The following is a 23,726-nucleotide window of genomic DNA, read 5'->3' on the forward strand; positions in this document are numbered from 1 at the left end:
GACTATGCACGGGGATGATAATTCATATAAGTTTTCCTCAAGTGCTCTTTTGTCACATGAGTATAAACCTGCGTTGAAGATAAATGTGCATGCCCCAGCAATTCTTGTACAGTCCGCATATCTGCTCCATTATTCAACAAATGAGTTGCAAAACTATGGCGCAACATATGTGGATGAATCTTTCCCGTCAAAGATGCTTCAGCTATTATTTTATTCAAAATGTATCGAATTCCACGTGTAGTTAGATGTCCTCCTCTAGCATTAAGGAACAGGTATTGATGTTCTTTAATGCCGAGCAGTTGTTCTCTTACATCATCTAGATAAGCTTGCAATGCATCTAATGCAAAGCTACCAAATGGAACATAACGTTCCTTTCGACCTTTTCCTTTTACTAGAAGTGTACCAAAGTCAAAATCCACATCTTTCAGTTGAATATTTGCGCACTCGCTTACACGAATTCCCGTAGCGTATAACAATTCTAATAATGCTAAGTTACGCTTTCCTAATAATGTGGATGGTGAACATGCTTCAAACAATAATTCCATCTCTTCTACATAAAAAAAGTTAGGGAGCCTAGTCCCCTCTTTCCGTTGAATCACTAAAGCAAATGGATTTTCCTTCGCTTTTTTTTCTCTTAAGAGAAATTTAAAAAAGCTACGCAAACATGATATTTTTCTTGCAGCACTGGATCGTGCATATTCACGATTATATAAATCAGTAACATACAAACGTGCGTCTGAATACTCAACATCTGGAAATGCTTTTATACCTTGTGCATTCATAAATAAAATAAAGTCTTCAATATCTTTTCTATAGAAATCAATTGTATACTGGGAATAGTTTTTTTCTATTTGCAAGTATTCGATAAAAGAATATACTAATTCATCTGAAAATTCTTTCACAGGCTCACCTCATAAAGACTACTAAAGATTAACACACTTTAGTAGTCTATGCAATAAATGTTACAAATTTTTCACAAAGTTTTGAATTGTTCGCAATGCTCTTTCTCCATACTGCTCATTTCTTGACTTTTTATCTTTTATCTTTTCTGGCAAATCAGGTAACAAACCAAAATTCACATTCATTGGTTGAAAGTTTTTTGATCCTGTAGCTGTAATATAATGAGCCATGCTTCCGATCGTCGTTTCTTTTGGGAAGATGACCGGATCCTCACCAAGCACTAAACGTGCAGCATTAATCCCAGCTACTAATCCGCTTGCGGCTGACTCTACATACCCTTCCACCCCCGTCATTTGACCGGCAAATAATAAACTAGGACGTGCTTTAAATTGATATGTAGGTTCCAACACATTCGGTGAATTTATAAAAGTGTTTCGATGCATCACACCGTATCTTACGACCTCTACATTTTCCAACCCAGGAATGAGACGAAGCACATCCTTTTGCGGTCCCCATTTTAGATGGGTTTGAAACCCTACTAAATTATATAATGTTCCAGCTGCATCATCTTGACGAAGTTGAACAACAGCATATGGTCTTTTGCCTGTTCGAGGATCTTCCAGGCCTACAGGCTTCATTGGACCAAACAACATTGTTTTTTTGCCTCTTGCAGCCATAACTTCGATCGGCATACAGCCTTCAAAGAATATTTCTTTTTCAAATTCTTTTAAAGGGACAGTCTCAGCAGTGATAAGGGCTTCATAAAAGCGATCAAATTCGTCTTCAGACATAGGGCAGTTTAAATAGGCAGCTTCGCCTTTATCATAACGCGATTTTAAATATACTTTATTCATATCAATACTATCTTTTTCAATGATGGGTGCAGCTGCATCATAAAAATATAAATACTCTTCACCTGTTAGTGAGAGCAACTGCTGGGAAAGTGATTCACTTGTTAAAGGACCAGTAGCTATGATTGTGATCCCCTCAGGAATCTCTTTTATCTCTTCATTAAATACTTCAATAAGTGGATGGTTCCTTACTTTTTCCGTTACATAACCCGCAAATTCATGTCTGTCAACTGCAAGCGCACCACCCGCTGGAACAGATGAGCGATCTGCTGCATCAATAATAACGGAATCAAGTAATCGCATTTCTTCTTTCAATACACCTACCGCATTTGCCAATGTGTTGGAACGCAGCGAATTCGAACATACTAACTCAGCGAATTTATCTGTATGATGTGCTGGCGTTTGCTTTACCGGCCTCATTTCAAATAACTTAACGTTGATACCTCTCTTGGCTAATTGCCATGCGGCTTCGCTTCCCGCAAGACCAGCTCCAACTACATTTACGGTTTGTGTCATTTATATGCCTCCTAAAAATAAACAGAATCATCGATCCTGTGTCATTCAATAATCTTATTGCATTTTACACCATAGATCCATGAAAGAAAAATAATGCGCTTAATATCCAAGCAAAAAAATTCACCACTCAGGATACCTGTCCTAAGTGGTGTGGTTTGTTACTGTTGAGACATTTCTTTATAGTCACAATTTACACATTGTACCTGAATGCCTTTTTTAAGTTTTTTCTCAACAAGCGTATTGCTACACTTAGGACAAACACGTTCAATTGGCTTATCCCAAGAAATAAATTCGCATTCCGGATAACGATCACATCCGTAGAAAATTCGTTTTTTCTTACTTTTTCTTTCAATGATTTCGCCCTTTTCACAAGTTGGACACTTTACACCAATTTGTTTTACAATCGCTTTCGTATTTCTGCAATCCGGAAAATTGCTACAAGCCATAAATTTCCCATATCTACCCATTTTAATTACCATAGGATTACCGCAAAGGTCACAGTCTTCTCCAGCATACTCATCTTTAATTTCTACTTCTCGCATTTCAACTTCAGCTTTTTTCAAATTAATTTCGAATCCTTTGTAGAATTCATCAATAATCGACACCCATGCGACCTTTCCTTCTTCAATTTCATCTAGTTCACTTTCCATTTTCACAGTAAACTCGACGTTAATCACTTCTGGAAAGAATTCCATAATAAGCTCCAATACAATTTCACCAAGCTCGGTAGGAATGAAGCGTTTATTTTCCAATGCTACATAACCACGTTTTTGAATTGTATCTAGTGTTGGTGCATATGTGGATGGTCGCCCTATTCCAAGTTCCTCAAGTGTTTTGACTAATCTCGCTTCCGTATATCTTGGAGGCGGCTGAGTAAAATGCTGTTTCGGATTAATTGCTTCAGCAATTACTTCATCTCCTTCGACTAGGTCAGGTAGAAGGTTTTCTTTTTCATCCAACTGATCGTCCGAACCTTCTACATACACTTTCATAAATCCTGGAAATTTAATTTTTGACCCATTTGCTCGAAAAGTAACTTCTCCATTTTGCAAGTCCACCGTCATCGTATCCATAACCGCCGGTGCCATTTGACTCGCAATAAACCTTTCCCAAATTAGCTTATAAAGTCTGAGTTGATCCCTACTTAAAAATGTTTTTACTTTATTAGGATCACGCATTGTACTAGTAGGTCTTACTGCCTCATGCGCATCTTGTGTATTCCCTTTTTTCTTTGCTTTCAATTCACTCGTTTTTATATATTCCTTACCGTATTGTGATGAAATATATTCCGCCGCTTCTTTTTGGGCCACTTCGGAGATTCTAGTAGAATCCGTTCGCATATAAGTGATTAACCCGACAGTACCTTCTTTTCCAAGATCCATACCTTCATAAAGTTGTTGGGCAAGCATCATCGTTTTTCTAGCACGGAAGTTCAGCTTTCGCGCCGCTTCTTGCTGTAAGGATGAAGTCGTAAATGGTAAAGCTGGATTTCTCTTTCTTTCCTTTTTTACAACAGAAGCGACTTTAAATACATCATCTGAAAGCTTCTCCATGATAGAATTTACGTCTTCTTCTGAACTTAGCTTCTGCTTTTTCCCATTTAAGCCGAAAAATGCTGCCTGAAATTCAGCTTTCATTTTCTTAAAGTTTCCTTCAATCGACCAATACTCTTCAGGTATAAAATCCTTTATTTCATTTTCCCGATCAATAATCAATCTAAGGGCTACTGATTGTACCCTACCTGCACTCAAGCCTTTTTTAACCTTTTTCCATAAAAGCGGACTGATATTATAACCAACGAGCCTATCAAGAATACGTCTTGCTTGCTGCGCATCTACAAGGTCCATATTGATTGGTCGTGGGTGTTTAAACGATTCTTTTATCGCATCTTTAGTAATTTCATTAAAAACTACCCGACAGTCTGAATGTATATCTACATTAAGGCTGTTTGCCAAATGCCAAGCTATTGCTTCCCCTTCACGATCCGGGTCAGCCGCCAGAAAAATCTTTTTGGCTTTCTTAGCCGCTGTACGTAATTCTTTCATGACCGGCCCTTTTCCCCTGATTGTAATATATTTCGGTTCAAAGTTTTGTTCAACATCCACACCCATTTGACTCTTTGGTAAATCACGCACATGGCCCATGGATGCCTTTACTTTATATTTTTTCCCTAAATATCGTTCTATTGTTTTTGCCTTAGCAGGCGATTCTACAATTACTAAGTAATCTGACATGCAAAAATCCTCCCTAGAGGTTCATAATAATCCCATCTATAAATTAGAGTAAATACTATACGCCCATCTTATATTTGTCAATGAAGGATGATGGGCGAATTTATTCGTGGGCAATTAGGTACTTCTACTAAAGTAAAAGGAACCTATGTTAAGATCGCTCACGTCGTGTGCAAGTCTGATCCTCAAAACCTACGCGGCTCGTACTTCTTGTTGCTAATTTTGCACCTTTTTGAACACGCACTAAAAGCAGATGGGAATTCATTATATTCCATTTCTATATCTTTTGAAAATTTATCCTACAATAGGGAGAATTGCAAGCTTTTTAATTTAAACATCTTCATTAGATAGCTAGTAATCTAGATTTAGTTCATCAATTATATCTTGGCTTGACGTGACTAACTTAGCTCCTTGTTGAATAAGATGATTCGTTCCAGCAGACAGTGGATCATCGATATTACCTGGTAATGCAAACACTTCACGCCCAACCTCCAATGCGCAGTCCGCTGTAATTAATGAACCACTTTTACTTTTAGCTTGTACAACGATAGTACCCAAAGCTAAACCACTAATAATTCTATTTCTCATCGGAAAATGCCACTTTTCGGGACGTTGGATTGGTGGATATTCTGATATTAATAAATGACTTTGCTTTATTTTTTCCGCTAGTTGCTTATTTTCTCGAGGATAAATATGAAAAAAACCGCCACCCAAAATTGCAATTGTTTTCCCACCGTAAGCAATTGCGCGTTTATGTGCAATTGTATCCGTTCCATTTGCCAAACCACTAACGATAACAAAGTTTTCTTTGATTAAGCGCGGTAATAGGTGATCTATCGCTATCTCAGCATACTGATTAGCATCACGCGCTCCTACAATTGCAATTGCATTTTTTTCTAATATTGATGTATCTCCTATCGAAAATAAAACAATTGGCGGATCATAAATTTCTTTTAATAATTGTGGATATTCTGGATCATTATACGTGATAATCATTATATTTTTTGATGAATAAAGCTTAAGTAATCGCTGGATTTCAATAGAACGGAAATCTCGTGAAAATATCTTCATTTGGGAAGGTGTAAGCTGAAGAATTCGTTGGAGGTCGTCAAGTGGTGTAACATAGAGGTTTTTCAATTCTGGATCATGTTGCAATAGTGCTCTTAGGGCCTTATTACTTACCGTGCGACAGTGGATGAGATGTAATAGCTTTTCTTTGAAAATATGAATCATACTCCTATTCTGGTATATTTTATAGTGAAATAAGCTCCTCACATTAGAGGAGCTATTTCAACTAGTGATTAATGTGTTTTACACTTTTCGTATAAACCTTTTTCTTTCAGTACTTCGATTAATGTTTCACCGATTACTGATGGAGTTTCGGCAACTTTAATACCACATTCATTCATTACGCGCATTTTTTCGTCTGCTGTGCCCTTACCACCAGAAATAATTGCTCCTGCATGGCCCATACGCTTTCCAGGAGGCGCCGTACGTCCGCCAATGAAGCCTACAACAGGTTTAGACATATTAGCCTTCACCCATTCAGCAGCTTCTTCCTCAGCCGTTCCGCCAATTTCCCCAATCATGATCACTGCTTCTGTTTCTGGATCTTCATTAAAAGCCTTTAACACATCGATAAAGTCCGTACCGTTGACAGGATCTCCACCAATACCTACAGCTGTAGTTTGCCCTACACCTGCCTGTGTCAATTGGTGAACAGCTTCATACGTTAATGTTCCTGAACGTGAAACAACACCAACATGGCCTTTTGTATGAATATAACCAGGCATAATTCCTATTTTACACTCATCTGGAGTAATAACTCCCGGACAGTTAGGTCCAACAAGGCGAGTTTTCTTACCTTCCATATAGCGCTTTACATTAATCATATCGATAACCGGAATATGCTCCGTAATACAAATAACTAGATCTAACTCCGCATCTACCGCTTCCATAATTGCATCTGCTGCAAATGGTGCTGGTACATAAATGACAGAAGCATTTGCTCCAGTCGTTTTTACTGCTTCATCTACTGTATTAAAGACGGGAACCCCAGCTGCCTCTGTACCGCCTTTTCCCGGTGTCACTCCGCCGACAATTTTCGTCCCATATTCGAGCATTTGCTCCGTATGGAAAAGGGCTGTTGAGCCGGTAATCCCTTGGACAATTACTTTTGTATCTTTGTTTACAAACACGCTCATGATTTTCCCTGCCTTTCAAATTTCTGGCTACATACACATAGACTGGGCTCTGCCCAAAACATATGAACATATATTTTATTTATTATCCTACTAGTTCGACGATTTTCTGAGCTCCATCTGCCATTGATTCAGCAGCAATAATGTTCAACCCTGATTCGTTCAAAATTTTCTTTCCTAAATCCACATTTGTTCCTTCTAATCTAACAACCAGTGGTACTTCCAAGCTTACTTGTTTTGCAGCTTCTACAACTCCCGTAGCAATAATGTCGCACTTCATAATTCCACCAAAAATATTGACAAAGATACCTTGTACATTTTCATCGGAAAGAATGATTTTAAATGCTTCTGTTACTTTTTCAGCAGTTGCACCGCCCCCAACGTCAAGGAAGTTTGCGGGATCTCCGCCATAGTGCTTAATGATATCCATTGTTGCCATTGCAAGACCAGCACCATTTACCATACATCCAATATTACCATCAAGTGAAATATAGCTTAGGTCATATTTAGATGCTTCAATTTCTTTCGCATCCTCTTCATCAAGATCACGATATTCTAAAATATCTTTATGCTTGAACAATGCGTTCGCATCAAAATTAAGCTTCGCATCTAAGGCAATTACATTACCATCACCCGTCACTACAAGAGGATTAATTTCAGCAATAGAACAATCCTTTTCTTCGAAGGCTTTGTAAAGGCTTAACATAAATTTAGCCGCTTTTCCAACTAACTCTTTGGGAATATTAATATTAAAGGCAACTCTTCTTGCTTGGAATCCAGTAAGACCTACTGCAGGATCAACAACCTCATAAAAAATCTTTTCAGGTGATTTTTCTGCAACTTCCTCTATTTCAGTCCCACCTTCTTCAGACGCCATTAAAACAATTCGATCTGTAGCGCGGTCAACGACGAGGCCAACATAATACTCTTTTTTAATATCGCAGCCTTCTTCAATAAGAAGACGCTTAACTTCTTTACCTTCAGGTCCTGTTTGCGGAGTTACTAGTGTTTTACCTAGGATCTCTTCGGCATATGTACGCACTTCTTCTAAGTTTTTTGCTACTTTTACCCCGCCGGCTTTTCCTCTTCCGCCCGCATGGATTTGTGCTTTTACGACATTAACGTCGCCGCCTAGTTCTTTTGCCGCTTCAACAGCTTCTTCAACGGTAAAAGCAACTTTGCCTGCCGGTACAGTTACCCCATACTTTCTGAGGATTTCTTTACCTTGATACTCGTGGATATTCATTTTCCATCCTCCTGTCAAACTCTCAAAAAAATAGATTGCGCTTTAATTGTATTAAAAGCAGGGAAAGATGTCCACCTTTATCGACTAAGATTGACATTAACGAGTTTGGTTGCGATCAAGGCGATAGACAAATGCGAACACTTCTGCTACAGCTTTATATAATTCTTCCGGTATTGTCTCATTCACATTTAGTTGACCTAATAATGCAACAAGTGATGGATCTTGTTGCACAGGTATCTCTTTTTCTCTTGCTTTTTCCAATATATTTTCTGCTACAATTCCTTTTCCTTTTGCTATAATTATTGGGGCATCCTGTGTATCTTGGCGATATTTGAGGGCAACCACTTCTTGCCGGACATTTTCTATATTAATATTTTCTTTTTTCATATTCGTATATCTACTCCAGTATATGAATCATAGTTTCGTCCATACGTTTTTCGAATTGGATCTAGTTCATTTACTTTTGGTTGCTTAAAATGGACTGCAGATAATATGTAATCCATTTGTTCCAACCCGGCTTTTAATGTGGGAAGCAGCGTGTCTGCTAGAGGTTTTAATTTGTTTGAATCATTGATTATATTTAGTGTTACTACGCGATTTTGTACTTGCATTTCAACAACCGTTTCATTTAAATTCTCAAGTTCTAAATAAAACAGAATACGGCAAAAATTAGGATCAATTTGCCCTTCAGCTGTCCGATTTCCTTCCCATTGCAATGTCATTTCTGTTTCATATTTGCCTAGTTTTAGTGGAATTTCATACAATATTTGCTGGACAGGTCCATTTTCAATAGAAAGTAGCTGTTGACCATTAAACCGCATCAATAGTTGCTCTGCATTATCTCTTGATCTACTATTCACTGTATGAGATTCTTGGATATATTTTACCAATAGTGGTTTCAATGATTCCACTGTTTGACTTCTACTACTATCATCAAGTAATATTTCACTCTCGTAAAAAAGACCTAATCTTTGCATCGATTGTGTCAATTGCTTCAAGGCGAATTCCCCACTGTACTGCCTTTCACTTTGTATCGCCAATTGCCTCAATACATCCTGCTCATTAGTAGTTAAAGCTTGAATCACATTAGAAATTTGTACATTTGATGAACTCGATAATAATGAAGGATTTGAATAATTGCCAAGCTTTTGCACAGCTAAGTCAATCGCCTGTTGACTGACAACACCTGATTTAATATCTAATTTATGTAAGATCGATTGCATGATGTTTTTCTGACTTTGCTCAGATTTTCCTCCGGCCACTTGTAGTATTTCATGAAACAATTGGCGCCCATTTTTTATACTATCCTCTTCTTTCCAATCGTTAAGAAGAGCAAGCATTTCTTTTCCCGTCGAACTTATTTTACTCTCTGATACCAATGCAGTATGTAATAATTGTAGCAACTTTTGTGTAGATGGTTCTTTTCCTGTAGCCATCAGCGACTTAAACACATCTTCATTTATTGGCATATTAGTATCTTTCATAAGTTTAATTGTGTTTAACGCTAAAAGAATATCATCCGCCTGCGTTAAAAACTGACCAACACTATTAATTTCCCCTTTTGATAAAGGAATTTGTTCATTCTTTAAAAGTTCTGCAAGCATTAGGTTTGATTTGTTCATCGGTAGTGATAATAGCTTCAATAAGTCGGTAGAGTCTCCACCTTTTGAACTAGTTTCTGCTAAAGTAGAAAGAAGCTTAAGTCTCGTTTCTCCCGCAGATGAATCCACCTGTAACCAATATCCTTTCCCACTAATTAAAGGGACTTCCAATTTGGCTATCATTTTATGGAGTCCTATTTTAATTTCCGCATGCTGATTGGGAAACAACTTTTGGATTGTACCGAAGAATATTTGACCCGTTTTAAAATTCAATTGTCCGCTTAATTTCGCTTCTTGATTGGAGAGCATTGTTTTCATTACCGACTGTATATCCATCTTTTCTTCACCTTTCAATCATATTAACATCGATTTTATCGGTTCAAAACTTGTACGATGAATCGGACATGCACCATATGTATGTATAGCATCTACATGGTTTTTCGTACCATACCCCATATGATCAATAAATCCATATTCAGGATATTCCTGATGGTATCTCGTCATGATTTCGTCACGGGTTACCTTTGCGATTATAGAAGCTGCTGCTATTGATACGCTGATTGCATCTCCTTTGATAAACGATCTTTCTGGATAAGGACTATTTAAAGTCATGGCATCTATAAATAATATATCTGGTTGCCTTTTTAAATTTTGGACAGCAGCAAGCATTGATTTCTTCGTGGCTTCATAGATATTCATTTGATCGATTTCTTTTGAATCGATAATGCCCACTCCTACCGAAACTGCTTCTGCGAGAATAGCCTCATATAAAAGCATACGTTTTTTCTTACTAATTTTTTTAGAATCATTTAACCCTTCTATAAAACTATCCTTCTTTAATATAACTGCCGCGGAAACGACCGGCCCCGCTAGTGGCCCCCGACCAGCTTCGTCTATGCCTGCGATAGCCTCATATCCTTCGGTTTGTGCAATTACTTCGAGTTTACACATGCCTTTATATCTTTGTAGCTCTTTCTCTTTTAGCCCCTTTTCTCTTTTCCATTGCTCATATATATATTGTGCACCTTTCCTTGTATCATGTAGAAGATCAATCATAATCTGATCGTTTTCATCTACAATATTTTTCACTAATTCTTTCAACTCTTTAATGGGTGTCTTTTTCATATTAACCTCCATATATTATTATCGGCTTTTCACAAAAAAAATAAAGACCCCTAAACAACGGGATCTTTAAACAGGATTTTGGTCCGGTAAATCGAAAGTAATATTTCCGAATTTTTGCGTCCTCAAATCTCTCACAACTGTTTCCGCCGTTTTATCATAATCAACATCCCCACCTGCAGCTAAACAGCCTCGTAGTAAACCAATCTTATCAAAAAATATAGCTAGATCATTCGGAATTTCTTCTAGTTGATATTGATTTAATAAACGTTCTGGATAATGAGTTTCAAGGTAACGCAAGCCAAAGACCGCGATATCTTGCATATTTAATAAAGTATCTTTAATAGCACCTGTTAGAGCTAATTTATAGCCTGTTTCAGGGTCTTCAAATTTTGGCCAGAGTATACCTGGTGTATCAAGTAGTTCCAATTCTTTGCCTACTTTTATCCACTGCTGCGCACGAGTGACACCGGGCGTATTGCCTGTTTTAGCAATATTTTTTTTTGCCAACCGATTAATTAGTGTCGATTTCCCGACATTTGGTATTCCGATAATCATCGCACGTATTGGTCTAGGTTTTAAACCTTTTGCTTTTTGTCGTTCCCGCTTTTCGTGAAGAATTTCTTCTGCAGCTTTTACAATTTCTTTCATTCCACTTCCAGCTTGGGAATTAATTGCTAATGCTTTCATATCTTTATCTGCATAAGCTTTGATCCATTTTTTCGTTAATCCTTGATCCGCCATATCCGCTTTATTTAATAATATAAGTCGGGGCTTTTGTTGGATAATATCTTGAAGCATTGGATTAGAAGATGATACTGGGATTCGAGCATCCACAAGTTCAAATATAATATCAACTAACTTCAGTTTTTCCGTCACTTCCCGACGCGCTTTTGCCATATGCCCCGGGAACCATTGAATTGTCATAGATGTTTGTCTCCTTTTGCTATTTCACAATTCTAATATCCTTAATCGGCCAATATACTAGAGATGTATCCCCAATCACTTTTTCAACTGGAATTGTCCCAATATGCCGACTGTCCTTACTAAAGCGACGATTATCTCCCATAACAAAAACTTCACCCTCAGGCACTACTTCGTTTTCTCCAGGAGTGTCTTCTAATGTAAAATCTTCCGTTAATGGACCATCTGCGATTTGCTTTTTATAAATATCTAGATAAGGTTCTTCATATGGTTTGCCGTTCACATACAATGTATCATCTTTATATTCTATCGTATCACCAGGAAGACCAATTACTCGTTTAATATAATCTTTTTGCTCTGGTGCATGAAAAACAATTATATCAAAACGATCAGGCTTTCCTATTTTGTTTACTATCATACGATCACCATTATGTAAAGTAGGCATCATCGATAAGCCATCTACAACAATTGGTGCGAAAAGAAAGTATCTTATAACTACAGCTAAGCCAATTGCAATGAGTAAGGCTTTTGTCCATTCCCAAATCTCATTTTTTTCTTTTGCCATTTTACCACCACCCTATCCCATACTAAAGACAACTATTCACTTATTATGTGCACACACACACTATTGTACCGGAAATGCCAAATAAAAAAAACTTTGTAGATTACTTTTACCTATGTAAAGCAGCGGTGGATGGAATGGGCACCGCTTGACACGAGTCCCTCAATAAACAGCCGACTAAAAAATACGCAGCTTATTTCAACAACTATCTCATCACCTAGATTCAATAAGCCACCGTATGCCCTATTAGCTCTATATAAGACAAATTCAACGCCGAAAGCCTTTGGTGTCTTTTTTCGAGGAGAACCTGTCTAACATCAATATGAGACGCTCTATAGCATTCTATAAGGAGAAGCTTGTGCTTCGGGTGCTCATAAACGAAAACTGGAAAAGCTTGTAACATCAATGCAATAGCTCGTTTCGTCACATTCAAAAAAATATCTAAAAAAACAAATACTTCCAAAATTTTCAATAAAGATATTTAAAGGATTTTATTTTTAAATACATAAAAGGAGCTTGTGACCAAGCTCCTTTTAATAATTACTTTTTATAATCCAATCAACATGTTGCATTCATCAACACGCTATTACCAATGTTTGCACTGAATAATTATCGGATTTCTTTGATTCGAGCAGCTTTACCGCGTAGTTTACGCAAGTAGTAAAGTTTCGCACGGCGAACTTTACCGCGACGCACGACATCTAGGTCTGCAATTCTCGGAGTGTGTACAGGGAATGTACGCTCGACTCCAACACCATAAGAGATTTTTCGAACAGTGAAAGTTTCACTGATTCCGCCTCCGCGACGTTTGATTACTACACCTTCAAATAACTGGATCCGTTCACGTGTTCCCTCAACAACTTTAACATGAACGCGAACTGTATCACCAGCGCGAAATGATGGTAGATCTGTGCGAAGTTGCTCTTTAGTAACTTCTTCAATAAGTTTGTGCATCGTATTCATCTCCTTCCACCGACGCTCATGCAAACAATCAACCTAATGCAGCGGAACACCGTTGTTTCAACTGGATTTAGCCAAAATGGCCCCAGTCACAACAGTAATAATAGCATACAGAAGCTTTGATTGCAATTGTAACTTAAGAGAAAAATTATTCATTCAACCATTTTTTTTGTTGCTCCGTTATTGGATAGTTTTTTAAAAGATCTGGACGCCTATTTTTTGTACGAAGTAGAGACTCTTTCTCTCGCCATTCTGCTATTTTGCTATGGTTACCAGATAATAATACGTCTGGTACCTTCATACCACGAAACTCTGCAGGACGAGTATAGTGAGGATGTTCTAATAAACCAGATGAAAAAGAATCAAGTACCGGTGAGTCTTCATTACCTAATACACCGGGGATTAATCGGACGACAGAGTCGATAACAACCATCGCACCAAGCTCGCCGCCAGTCATTACGTAATCACCTATCGATATTTCATCCGTTACAACATGTTCACGAATCCGTTCATCATAGCCCTCATAATGTCCACAAATAAACACGAGATGAGATTCTTTTGCGAGTTCTTCTGCTTTTTGCTGATTATAGCGCTCGCCCTGGGGACATAAAAGAATGATACGAGGTGTTGTAGCATTTTCAGATTTCAGATGATCTAACGCGTCAAAAATTGGTTGCGGCTTTAAAACCATGCCAGCCCCTCCACCATACGGATAATCATCAACCGTTTTATGTTTATTATCTGAAAACTCACGGAAATTTGTTACATGATAAGATACCGCTTCTTTTTCGGCAGCTTTTTTCAAAATGGAGGAGCCGAAGACACCTGTAAACATTTCAGGAAAAAGCGTTAAAATATCAATTCTCATTCTAGCAAACCCTCCATCGGCTTGATGATAATTTTCTTTTCATCTATTGAGATGTCCATCACTATTTCTTCTATATATGGAATCAAAATATCTTTTCCACTATCACGTTCGACTACCCACACATCATTTGCCCCAGGTGTAAGAATTTCACTAATTACCCCAATAATATCATTGTCTATCGTCACGACCTCACAGCCAATAATTTCATGGAAATAGTATTCGTCATCTGACAAATCAGTTAATTGCTTATCTGTTATCTTTAGAATACTATTTTTCCATTGTACAACATCATTAATGTGTTCGTACCCTTCAAATTTAAGCAAATTAAAGTTCTTGTGTACACGATGGCTTTTAACTGTTAATGGAATTGCTTCTTTTTTTCCCGGAAGAAATAAATAAAGCAAACTTTTTGGAGCGTATCTTTCATCTGGAAAATCAGTGTTGGATATCACTCTCACTTCTCCATTTATACCATGTGTATTAACGATTTTGCCAACGTTAAACCATTTTGGCAACATATTCTCACCTCTCACGAATTTCTACGATGATCCCATCTTTGACAATAATTGTTTTCCCTTTTGTCATAGCATCCCAGTTATCACCGATATTTATGTCCACCAAAGCTTCTACTTCTTCGTCTTTTAGTTCACTACCATAGGGTAGCAACTCTAGTTGATCGATTTGGAAATCGATCAATTTTATTTTGTCTTTTCTACCATCTATTTCTTTATCGAATTGCGCTTTCAAACCAGCTGTTGAGTATTTTCGTGTTCTTTCTAACTTTTTCAATTCAAATAAAAGCTGATCACATTCTTTACTTAACTGTAGCTTGTCATTTTTATATTTTAGTAACAAACTTTGTTTACTCTCTTCTGTTAACACTCTTTTTATTGTTACTGTTTGGAGAATTTTCATAGGTTCATCCTCCACTTCCATTTTATTATGTATTAATATTGCTTTTTCATAACAAGAAATGCGGAATCACAATATAAGATAATTTCCTAAATAGCAAAAAAGGGAGGTGTTTACGCCTCCCTATTCGTCGATTTCCATGTAGACCTTTTTATGTTGTTGTGATCCTGCTGCCGCATAAACAACCGTTCTAATTGCTTTAGCAACACGGCCATGTCTGCCTATCACCTTTCCAATATCTTTTTCATGAACAGAAAGGTGATAAGTGATGCGTTGTTCTTCTTCTTTCACATGCACCCGAACATCTTCGGGATAATCAACAATTGGCTTAACAATCGACAAAATCAACTCTTGCATGCGTCTCACAATTACTTGTTAAGCTTAGCGTTATGGAATTTTTCCATGATACCTTGTTTAGAAAACAAGTTACGAACTGTATCAGATGGTTTAGCCCCATCTTGCATCCATTTAATAGCTGTTTCCTCATTGATTTTTACTAGTGCAGGTTCTGCAACCGGATTATATGTTCCGATCTCTTCAATAATTCTTCCGTCACGTGGTGAACGTGAATCTGCAACCACAATACGATAAAATGGAGCTTTCTTTGCTCCAATACGCTTCAAGCGAATTTTAACTGCCATTTTAAATAGCACCTCCGAATAGTTTCACACAAGATATTATGATACCAAATATGTGTTTTGTTTGTAAAGTGTTTTCTCTTAACATGTTGAAAAAGTTTAGGCTCACACGATGCGAGTCCATCGGCGTTACCACAGGACGTGGCGCTTTTAGCCGATGTTCCTTACATAAAAGGTAGCTTAAATCCACCTTTTTTCTTACCTTTTTGCTGCATACCTGTCATTTGCTTCATCATCTTTTTCATTTCTTCAAACTGCTTTAAAAGACGGTTCACTTCTTGTACAGATGTTCCGCTTCCTTTGGCAATTCTTCGACGTCTGCCAGAATTAATGACCTCAGGATGCTCTTTTTCTTTAATAGTCATAGAACGAATAATGGCTTCAACATGTCCGATTTGTTTTTCATCGACTTGAAGATTATCCATCCCTTTTATTTTATTAGCACCGGGCATCATTTTAATTAGTTCATCAAGTGGCCCCATGTTTTTCACTTGTCCTAGTTGGTCAAGGAAATCATCAAGCGTAAATGACGCTGTCCGAAACTTCTGTTCCAGCTCTTTAGCTTTTTCTTCATCGACAGAGGTCTGCGCTTTCTCTATCAGCGTCAACATATCGCCCATACCAAGAATTCTTGATGCCATTCGTTCAGGGTGGAATGGTTCTAAAGCATCTAATTTTTCACCCATTCCAACAAACTTAATTGGTTTCTCTGTTACTGAGCGGATAGATAAAGCGGCACCACCCCTAGTATCACCATCAAGCTTGGTCAAAATAACTCCACTGATTTCTAGCTGATCATTAAAGTTCTGGGCTACATTGACTGCATCTTGACCAGTCATAGCATCAACGACAAGAAAAATTTCATCAGGTGTAGCGACTTCTTTGATTTCTTTCAGCTCATCCATTAATACATTATCAATATGGAGTCGGCCTGCTGTATCAATCAAAACATAATCATGATGTTCTTCCTTAGCTTTTTCAATAGCCTGACGCGCTATCTCTACAGGACTAACTTTATCCCCCATAGAAAACACTGGCATATCGAGTTGTTTGCCAAGTGTTTCAAGCTGTTTAATCGCTGCTGGTCGATATATATCAGCAGCAACTAGCAAAGGTTTTTTATTATATTTTTTTCGAAGTAAATTTGCGAGTTTCCCAGTTGTCGTCGTTTTTCCTGCACCTTGTAAACCTGTCATCAGAATAACCGTAGGCGGGCGCTTTGCTGTCACTATTTGACTTTGTTCTCCACCCATGAGCTCTGTAAGTTCTTCTTTAACAACTTTGATTACTTGTTGTCCTGGTGTCAGACTTTTCATTACATCTTGCCCGACTGCTCTCTCACTAACTTTATTAACGAATTGTTTAACTACTTTGAAGTTTACATCGGCTTCGAGCAATGCAAGTCTGACTTCTCGCATCATTGCTTTGACATCAGCTTCAGTAACCTTCCCTTTGCCTTTAATCTTTTGCATCGTTGCCTGTAATCGGTCGGCCAATCCTTCAAATGCCATAATGCCGCCCCCTAATCCAATTTCTCAAGTGCACTCAAATATTCATTTAATGTAGCCTCACCTAGGGTATCTTCAGCTAAACTAGATTTCATTTGAGTTATAATATACTTTCGCTCTTGAAATTTTTGAAATAACAGCAATTTTTTTTCATACTCCTCAAGCATAGCTTCTGTGCGTTTAATATTATCATAAACCGCTTGACGGCTTATTTCATATTGCTCCGCAATTTCACCGAGTGAGTAATCTTCTAAATAATAAAGGGCCATATAACTTTGTTGCTTCTGAGTCAACAACGCATGGTAAAAGTCGTATAAATAGTTCATACGTGTTGTCTTTTCAAGCATAGTATTTAACCCCCACCTTGTTAAGTTAAAATCCTTTACAACTCAGATGATACACTGCTAAAAACATGTTGTCAAGCATCTTTAGGAAGGAACCTCAGCTAAGATAGACGCGAAGGAACACCAGCTTAAAATACCACGACCTATGCCAACGCCTTTGTATTGCCGCCCCCTTGACGCAACACCGATAGACCGGCATCATGCAAGACTATTCGTTTGCTTCTTCAATAGAATTTGCAAATAATCCATAAACATATTTTTCTGGATCAAATGCTTGTAAGTCATCCATTTTTTCTCCAAGCCCGACAAATTTCACCGGAATATGCAATTCATTACGAATAGCTAATACAATCCCACCTTTTGCTGTTCCATCTAGTTTAGAAAGCACTATTCCACTGACATCCGTTGCCTCTTTAAACGTTTTTGCTTGGATTAATGCATTTTGACCTGTAGTTGCATCAAGTACCAGTAAAACTTCATGTGGCGCGCCTGGAACTTCGCGTTCTATAACTCTTTTTACTTTTTCGAGCTCTTTCATTAAATTCACTTTATTTTGCAATCGACCAGCAGTATCACATAATAAAATATCTGCTTTCCTTGCTTGTGCAGCTTGCACTGCATCATACATGACAGCCGCTGGATCTGAGCCTTCCGCTTGCTTAATTACATCCACGCCTACTCTGTCTCCCCAAACTTCCAATTGTTCTATCGCACCTGCGCGAAAGGTATCTCCTGCTGCTAGAACGACCTTTTTTCCTTCTTCCTTAAACTTATAAGCAAGTTTTCCGATCGTTGTTGTTTTACCGACTCCATTTACACCGACAAATAGTATGACTGTTAATGCATCCGTCTGTAGATTCAAGAGCGTGCTACTTTGTTCTCCAGCCTCGTATATTTCTACAAGTTTTTCCGAAATGACTGATGTTACGTCTTCTGGATTTTTAATATTTTGCTTTTTAACTTCCATCTTCAGTTCTTCCACAAGGTGCATGACTGTTTCGAATCCTACATCAGCTTGAATAAGAATTTCTTCCAATTCTTCGAAAAAGTCTTCATCAACTTTACGATATCGCGATACCAAATCATTTACTTTCTCAGAAAAGTTATTTCTAGTCTTTTCTAACCCGTCTTTAAACTTTCCAGAAACCGAATCGGTCGAAGAAGTGAATTTCTCTTTTAACTTTTTAAAAAAGCTCAACTATTATTCCCCCTTTTTGAACATGCTCTATCAGTGTATTGCTGCAATTTCTTTGCTGCTTTCTAATTTAACAGAGACAAGTTTGGATACGCCAGATTCTTGCATTGTTACTCCGTATAAAACGTCAGCCCCTTGCATCGTTCCTTGCCTATGAGTAATCACGATAAATTGCGTTTCTTTACTAAATCTGTTCAAATATTGACTAAAACGATATACATTCGCTTCATCTAAGGCAGCTTCCACTTCATCAAGCACACAAAATGGAACTGGCCTAATTTTTAATATAGAAAATAGCAATGCTATAGCTGTTAGCGAACGTTCCCCTCCAGAAAGCAAACTTAAGTTTTGCAGCTTTTTCCCTGGCGGCTGCGCAATAATATCAACGCCAGTGTGTAGTAAATCATCTGGATTCGTTAATGTTAATTCAGCTTTCCCCCCGCCAAATAACGCTTTAAATACGCCTTCGAATTGGGCCTGAATGGCCTGGAATGTCGTATTAAACCGACTTTTCATTTCATTATCCATTTCATCCATGATTTGAAAAAGTGTTTTCTTAGCTTCAGATAAATCCGCTTGTTGCTCAGCTAAAAAGTGGTATCTTTCATAAACGCGTTCATATTCCTCGATAGCACCGATATTGACAGTTCCAAGTTCGGCTATTTCTAGTTTAATTAATTTGACCTTTTGCCTTGTCTCATCCTCTGAATGAAGCATAGAATATTTACTTTTGGCCCCTTCATAAGACAAACTATATTCTTCACTTAATTTCTGAAGTCGATTTTCTAATTCAACATCAAGGCGATTGATTTTCACTTCAGCATCTTTCAACATATTGTTTATCCCTTTATATTGAAGCTTCAAGTCCTTTAATTCATGTTCTTTCATCGCAATAACAGATTGGAGATCTACTCTTTCATCCTGTGTTAAAGAGATCTTTTTGCTCGCTTCTTCTTTTTCATTTTTTTTAAGAGTAGCCTGTTCTACAAGTACCTCTTCACTATTAAAATGACCTGACATTTCATTTTCTAGCCAATCTAAATCTTCTATCAATGATTTTTTTCTAACAGCTATTTCTGCCTTTTCATGTGTAATAGACTCTAGGGAAGCTTCACTCACTGAAAGTTGTTCTTTCGTAACCGCATATTTAGCCGTGATCTCACTAATGTCTGTTGTTAATGACTCTTTCGACATTCTTTCATGATTTCTTTGGTTAGTCAGGTCTTCGATTTTTCGGTTCAATACCTTAATTTGGTCATCACAATGATTCACACGTACTTTTAATTGCTGAATACGTGTGAATATTTCGCTGTTTTCTGTATTTAATTCCAATTTCTCCAGATCATATAATTTTAAACGATCATCTACATTCTTTTTATTTAAATTTATTTGGACAATATGCGACTCAAGCTCATTGCATTGCATACGTAGAAGTTCACCATTTCGTCTCGTTTCGTCCAAATTCATTTCTTCAGAAATCAATGTTTTTTTCGTATCGGAAAATTGTTCGCCTAATGCGGCTGTTTTTTCAGCCATCATTGTTATTTTATTAGACAACTCTTCCAATTCACTTTTCCTACTTAATAATGAACTGGCTTTTTGTTTTGTAGTGCCACCTGTCATAGATCCACCAGGGTTTACTACATCACCTTCGAGCGTAACAATTCGATACCGATACTGGAGCAATTTTGCCAATGTATTAGCCCCGGCTAAATCATTAGCAACAACAACTGTTCCTAGTATATTTTTAATAACCGTCGCATGTTCCGGCTTACATGTCACAAGGTCAGCAGCAATACCAATAAACGCCTTGTGTGAACGCAGCATTTCTTCTTGACCAGCATACATTTTCTTCTCTTTTATAATATTAAGCGGTAGGAAGGTAGCTCTGCCATACCGGTTCTTTTTCAAAAATGCGATTGCCTTCCGAGCATCTTCTTCCATTTTCACAACTATATGTTGCATCGAACCACCCAACGCGGTTTCAATCGCTAGTTCATATTGTTTTTTCACCTGGATTAGCTCTGCAACAGCCCCTTCAATACCAGGCAATGCGTCTTCTCTTGCTTTGAGTAATTCCCGTACTCCTTGAAAAAATCCAATATACTCTTCTTCCATTTCCTCTAATGATTCTTTTCGTGATTCAGCTTTTTGCATATATTGTTGAGCTTGGTTGTAAAGTAATTCTTGCTCAGTATATTGTTTTTTCAAAGATAATATCTTTTGTTCCCTTAATTTAAATTCGTCAAGTAATTTAGCTAATTTATCGCCTAATTGTTCGAGCTCTAATTTTTTTTCCTTCAACTCTGTCGTTACATCTTGGCGGCCCACAATATGTTTTTCATTTTCAACGTCTAGTCGATTATTTCTTACTTGCAATTGCTTTAACTGCTGCTCTAAATATTGGAGTTCATTATTGGATGAAGCTTGTTCATTAAGAACATCAATATAATCACTTTTTAAGCTTTCAATCGTTTCATCAATTGTGCCATCCAATAATTTCAGCTGTTGCCTTTTAGTATTTAAGATTTCTTTTAATTCTTGAAGCGCCGTTTTTTTCACTGCTACTTCTTTTTCCATTCTTAGATACTTTTGTTCGTAGTCATTCCATTTAATTGTTGCATCATCTATATTTTTTTGAAGCTGTGCCGTGTTTTGGGTTGCATTTTTCTTTCTTTCTTTTAAAACTTCTCTTCGACCTTCAAGTTGCTCCAAGTCCTTCGTTGCTGTTAGCAATATGGTTTGTAAACTATTCATCGTTCCATCGATTTCCACTAGTTTACTTCGATCTTTCTCAAGCTGAAATTCCGTTGATAGAATACGATTAGCCATGTCCCGATCTGATTGTTCAAGTGCTTTAGCTTCACCTTTGGATTGCTCCCAGTTTTTATGTAGTGAATCTATCTCATGCACGGTAAGAGCAACTTCATGTGTCTCAAGTTCATTTTTCTTGTCCAAATAATCTTTAGCAATCGACGCTTGGATTTTAAGTGGTTCTATTTGAACCTCTAATTCACTAAGGATATCATTGACCCGATCTAAATTATCTGATGTTTCTAGCAGTTTTGCTTCAGCTTGCTTTTTTCTTGATTTATATTTCAACACTCCTGCAGCTTCTTCAAAAATAGTTCGCCGATCCTCTGCTTTACTATTGAGTATTTCTTCTACTTTTCCCTGACTAATAATTGAAAATGCCTCTTTCCCTAGACCTGAATCCATAAACAAATCAACGATATCTTTTAATCTGCATTGCTGTTTATTGAGAAGGTATTCACTATCACCAGTTCTAAAAACTCTTCTAGTAATACTCACCTCATTGTATTCTATCGGCAAGGCGCCATCTTCATTATTTAACGTTAAAGTAACCTCAGCAAAATTAAGACGTTTCCGCGAATCACTTCCAGCAAATATGACATCTTCCATTTTTCCGCCCCGAAGTGATTTTGCCGATTGTTCACCTAACACCCAACGAATTGCATCCGTTATATTACTTTTCCCACTGCCGTTAGGCCCTACAACAGCCGTTACACCCGGAACAAATTCCACATTCGTTTTTTCCGCAAATGATTTGAAACCTATTATATCTAACTGTTTTAAAAACAAAGGTCTCCCTCCTTTCTCATTTTTCTATCACATCATTTAATTTTGTGTCGCTTTTTTCTTTCCTAGTGCCATCTGCGCGGCGTGTTGTTCTGCTTCTTTCTTAGACTTTCCTGAGCCTTCGCCAAGCACTTCATTATTTAAAATTACTTGTGAGACAAATATACGACTATGGGCTGGCCCCTCTTCTTTGAGGATCTTATACTCTAATGCACCAATACCATCTCTTTGAATATTTTCTTGCAATTGGCTTTTAAAATCCATCACATGAGAAAAAGCACCTGTATCTACTTTTGGATAAACTGTTTTTTCTAGAAAGGCGGTCGTTGTTTCCAATCCTTGATCTAAATACAAAGCGCCGATAAACGCTTCGAATGCATCTGCCAACAACGCAGGTCGAGTACGTCCACCCGTCATTTCCTCGCCTTTTCCAAGTAAAACTGTTTCACCAAATTCCAATTCATTAGCAAACATGACGAGTGAGGGTTCACAAACAATAGCTGCTCTAAGTTTGGTCAACTCTCCTTCACTCATTAGCGGATATTTCAAAAATAAATATTGTGAAACGGTTAATTCTAACACCGCATCTCCTAAAAATTCTAGCCGCTCATTGTCTTCATGTGGTTTTTTTCGATGCTCATTCACATAGGATGAATGTGTAAAAGCCTTCATTAATAACTGCTCGTTTTGAAATTCAATCCCAATCTTTGTTTGAAATTCTTTTAATTGATTAGCTATTTTATTACTTATTTTTCGATCACGATTATTTTTTCTCATGTGCAATCCACCCTTGAAATGGTTATTTGTAAATAAAAAGCATAGGTTTAGGCTTGTGACCTCAAGAGGCTAGACGTCATTTCATAAAGTGCAAAATTGTACTAGAGGATGTTCAAAAAGTCACCAAATGTTAAATAGTGAAATTCTTCGTTAACAATTAGGTACTTTTACATGGAATAGAACTTTGTTAAGTCCACTCACGTCCTGTGAGCAACAACTGAAGTCAGCACACCATGTGCTAGTACGTCCTGTGCGCACACTGAGGTCAGGACTTCGTGTGCAAGTCCGAACTTCTTGTTTCTAATTTGGCACCTTTTTGAACACGCATTACTAGGACAAATTTTATACGTTCTATAAAAAAAACGTAGAAAAGTCCCGTCGATTACCAACGGGACATGATCTCTATACCAACGACTAGTTTTTCTCTTTTATGTAATTTACAACGTCGCCAACTGTTGCAATTTTCTCAGCGTCATCATCGGAAATTTCTAAATCAAACTCATCTTCCAATTCCATAACAAGCTCCACTACGTCTAATGAGTCTGCACCTAAATCATCTTTAAAAGAAGCTTCCAATGTTACTTTAGACTCTTCCACACCAAGTCGGTCAACAATAATTTGTGTTACACGTTCAATTGTATCTGCCATCCGATTCACCTCCCTCCAAGTATTATAAATGAAAATAACAAAAAGTAAAACAAATAGTAAAGAAAAGCGTAAGCTCCTGTTCATCGACGTACAAACTGTTCGCAGGATTGTGTGGCAGTGAG

Annotated in this window: 23 protein-coding genes; all 23 read right to left on the reverse strand. The window is 37.5% G+C overall.

Annotated elements, in window-relative coordinates; genetic code table 11:
* Nucleotides 1-2: 2 nt before the first annotated feature.
* The 23 genes from xerC to MHB53_RS06015 all read right to left on the reverse strand — a co-directional run bounded on the left by xerC (nt 3) and on the right by MHB53_RS06015 (nt 23,604).
* Nucleotides 3-902 (reverse strand): tyrosine recombinase XerC, encoded by a 900-nt coding sequence (gene xerC / locus MHB53_RS05905; protein ID WP_340916254.1) that lies wholly within the window; start codon nt 900-902, stop codon nt 3-5.
* A gap of 60 nt (nt 903-962) precedes the next feature.
* Nucleotides 963-2,267 (reverse strand): FADH(2)-oxidizing methylenetetrahydrofolate--tRNA-(uracil(54)-C(5))-methyltransferase TrmFO, encoded by a 1,305-nt coding sequence (gene trmFO / locus MHB53_RS05910; RefSeq protein ID WP_340916255.1) that lies wholly within the window; start codon nt 2,265-2,267, stop codon nt 963-965.
* A 158-nt stretch (nt 2,268-2,425) separates the two neighbouring features.
* Complete coding sequence (gene topA, locus MHB53_RS05915; RefSeq protein WP_340916256.1) at nt 2,426-4,501, reverse strand: type I DNA topoisomerase; 2,076 nt, start codon at nt 4,499-4,501, stop codon at nt 2,426-2,428.
* A 348-nt stretch (nt 4,502-4,849) separates the two neighbouring features.
* A complete protein-coding gene (gene dprA, locus MHB53_RS05920; RefSeq protein WP_340924507.1) occupies nt 4,850-5,728 on the reverse strand; it encodes a DNA-processing protein DprA in 879 nt (292 codons plus the stop codon).
* A gap of 71 nt (nt 5,729-5,799) precedes the next feature.
* Entirely contained in the window at nt 5,800-6,702 is a 903-nt protein-coding gene (gene sucD / locus MHB53_RS05925) for a succinate--CoA ligase subunit alpha (protein WP_340916257.1), read from the reverse strand.
* A gap of 82 nt (nt 6,703-6,784) precedes the next feature.
* Nucleotides 6,785-7,945 (reverse strand): ADP-forming succinate--CoA ligase subunit beta, encoded by a 1,161-nt coding sequence (gene sucC / locus MHB53_RS05930; protein WP_340916258.1) that lies wholly within the window; start codon nt 7,943-7,945, stop codon nt 6,785-6,787.
* A 96-nt stretch (nt 7,946-8,041) separates the two neighbouring features.
* The gene (locus MHB53_RS05935) at nt 8,042-8,332 is read right to left on the reverse strand and encodes an EscU/YscU/HrcU family type III secretion system export apparatus switch protein (protein ID WP_340916259.1); all 291 of its coding nucleotides are present in this window, start codon (nt 8,330-8,332) and stop codon (nt 8,042-8,044) included.
* Nucleotides 8,329-9,882, reverse strand: a complete 1,554-nt coding sequence (locus MHB53_RS05940; protein WP_340916260.1) for a hypothetical protein — start codon at nt 9,880-9,882, stop codon at nt 8,329-8,331. Before MHB53_RS05940 ends, MHB53_RS05935 begins: the two co-directional genes overlap by 4 nt.
* A gap of 18 nt (nt 9,883-9,900) precedes the next feature.
* Nucleotides 9,901-10,671 (reverse strand): ribonuclease HII, encoded by a 771-nt coding sequence (locus MHB53_RS05945; RefSeq protein WP_340916261.1) that lies wholly within the window; start codon nt 10,669-10,671, stop codon nt 9,901-9,903.
* A 66-nt stretch (nt 10,672-10,737) separates the two neighbouring features.
* The gene (gene ylqF / locus MHB53_RS05950; RefSeq protein ID WP_340916262.1) at nt 10,738-11,595 is read right to left on the reverse strand and encodes a ribosome biogenesis GTPase YlqF; all 858 of its coding nucleotides are present in this window, start codon (nt 11,593-11,595) and stop codon (nt 10,738-10,740) included.
* 19 nt (nt 11,596-11,614) lie between these two features.
* Nucleotides 11,615-12,157, reverse strand: coding sequence for a signal peptidase I (gene lepB, locus MHB53_RS05955; protein WP_340916263.1), 543 nt, complete (start codon nt 12,155-12,157; stop codon nt 11,615-11,617).
* Nucleotides 12,158-12,763: 606 nt separating this feature from the next.
* Nucleotides 12,764-13,108 (reverse strand): 50S ribosomal protein L19, encoded by a 345-nt coding sequence (rplS, locus tag MHB53_RS05960; protein WP_066139730.1) that lies wholly within the window; start codon nt 13,106-13,108, stop codon nt 12,764-12,766.
* A gap of 154 nt (nt 13,109-13,262) precedes the next feature.
* A complete protein-coding gene (trmD, locus tag MHB53_RS05965; RefSeq protein ID WP_340916264.1) occupies nt 13,263-13,982 on the reverse strand; it encodes a tRNA (guanosine(37)-N1)-methyltransferase TrmD in 720 nt (239 codons plus the stop codon).
* On the reverse strand, nt 13,979-14,497 hold the full coding sequence (rimM, locus tag MHB53_RS05970) for a ribosome maturation factor RimM (protein WP_340924510.1): 519 nt from the start codon (nt 14,495-14,497) through the stop codon (nt 13,979-13,981). The genes trmD and rimM overlap by 4 nt, the downstream gene beginning before the upstream one ends.
* 7 nt (nt 14,498-14,504) lie before the next feature.
* A complete protein-coding gene (locus MHB53_RS05975; RefSeq protein ID WP_340916266.1) occupies nt 14,505-14,897 on the reverse strand; it encodes a YlqD family protein in 393 nt (130 codons plus the stop codon).
* Between the two features lie 120 nt (nt 14,898-15,017).
* A complete protein-coding gene (locus MHB53_RS05980) occupies nt 15,018-15,251 on the reverse strand; it encodes a KH domain-containing protein (protein WP_340916268.1) in 234 nt (77 codons plus the stop codon).
* A gap of 11 nt (nt 15,252-15,262) precedes the next feature.
* Nucleotides 15,263-15,535, reverse strand: a complete 273-nt coding sequence (rpsP, locus tag MHB53_RS05985; RefSeq protein WP_340916270.1) for a 30S ribosomal protein S16 — start codon at nt 15,533-15,535, stop codon at nt 15,263-15,265.
* Between the two features lie 161 nt (nt 15,536-15,696).
* Nucleotides 15,697-17,043 carry a signal recognition particle protein gene (ffh, locus tag MHB53_RS05990; RefSeq protein ID WP_340916271.1) on the reverse strand — a complete coding sequence of 449 codons (1,347 nt, stop codon included), beginning with the start codon at nt 17,041-17,043 and terminating at the stop codon, nt 15,697-15,699.
* A gap of 11 nt (nt 17,044-17,054) precedes the next feature.
* Nucleotides 17,055-17,387, reverse strand: coding sequence for a putative DNA-binding protein (locus tag MHB53_RS05995; RefSeq protein WP_340916273.1), 333 nt, complete (start codon nt 17,385-17,387; stop codon nt 17,055-17,057).
* A 205-nt stretch (nt 17,388-17,592) separates the two neighbouring features.
* Nucleotides 17,593-18,582, reverse strand: coding sequence for a signal recognition particle-docking protein FtsY (gene ftsY, locus MHB53_RS06000; RefSeq protein ID WP_340916275.1), 990 nt, complete (start codon nt 18,580-18,582; stop codon nt 17,593-17,595).
* A 30-nt stretch (nt 18,583-18,612) separates the two neighbouring features.
* Nucleotides 18,613-22,182, reverse strand: coding sequence for a chromosome segregation protein SMC (gene smc, locus MHB53_RS06005; protein WP_340916277.1), 3,570 nt, complete (start codon nt 22,180-22,182; stop codon nt 18,613-18,615).
* 36 nt (nt 22,183-22,218) lie between these two features.
* Nucleotides 22,219-22,956: a ribonuclease III gene (gene rnc, locus MHB53_RS06010; RefSeq protein WP_340916279.1), complete on the reverse strand. Its 738-nt coding sequence runs from the start codon at nt 22,954-22,956 to the stop codon at nt 22,219-22,221.
* 414 nt (nt 22,957-23,370) lie between these two features.
* The gene (locus MHB53_RS06015; protein WP_340916280.1) at nt 23,371-23,604 is read right to left on the reverse strand and encodes an acyl carrier protein; all 234 of its coding nucleotides are present in this window, start codon (nt 23,602-23,604) and stop codon (nt 23,371-23,373) included.
* Nucleotides 23,605-23,726 lie beyond the last annotated feature (122 nt).

Source organism: Bacillus sp. FSL K6-3431 (assembly GCF_038002605.1).
Lineage (GTDB): Bacteria > Bacillota > Bacilli > Bacillales > Bacillaceae_C > Lederbergia.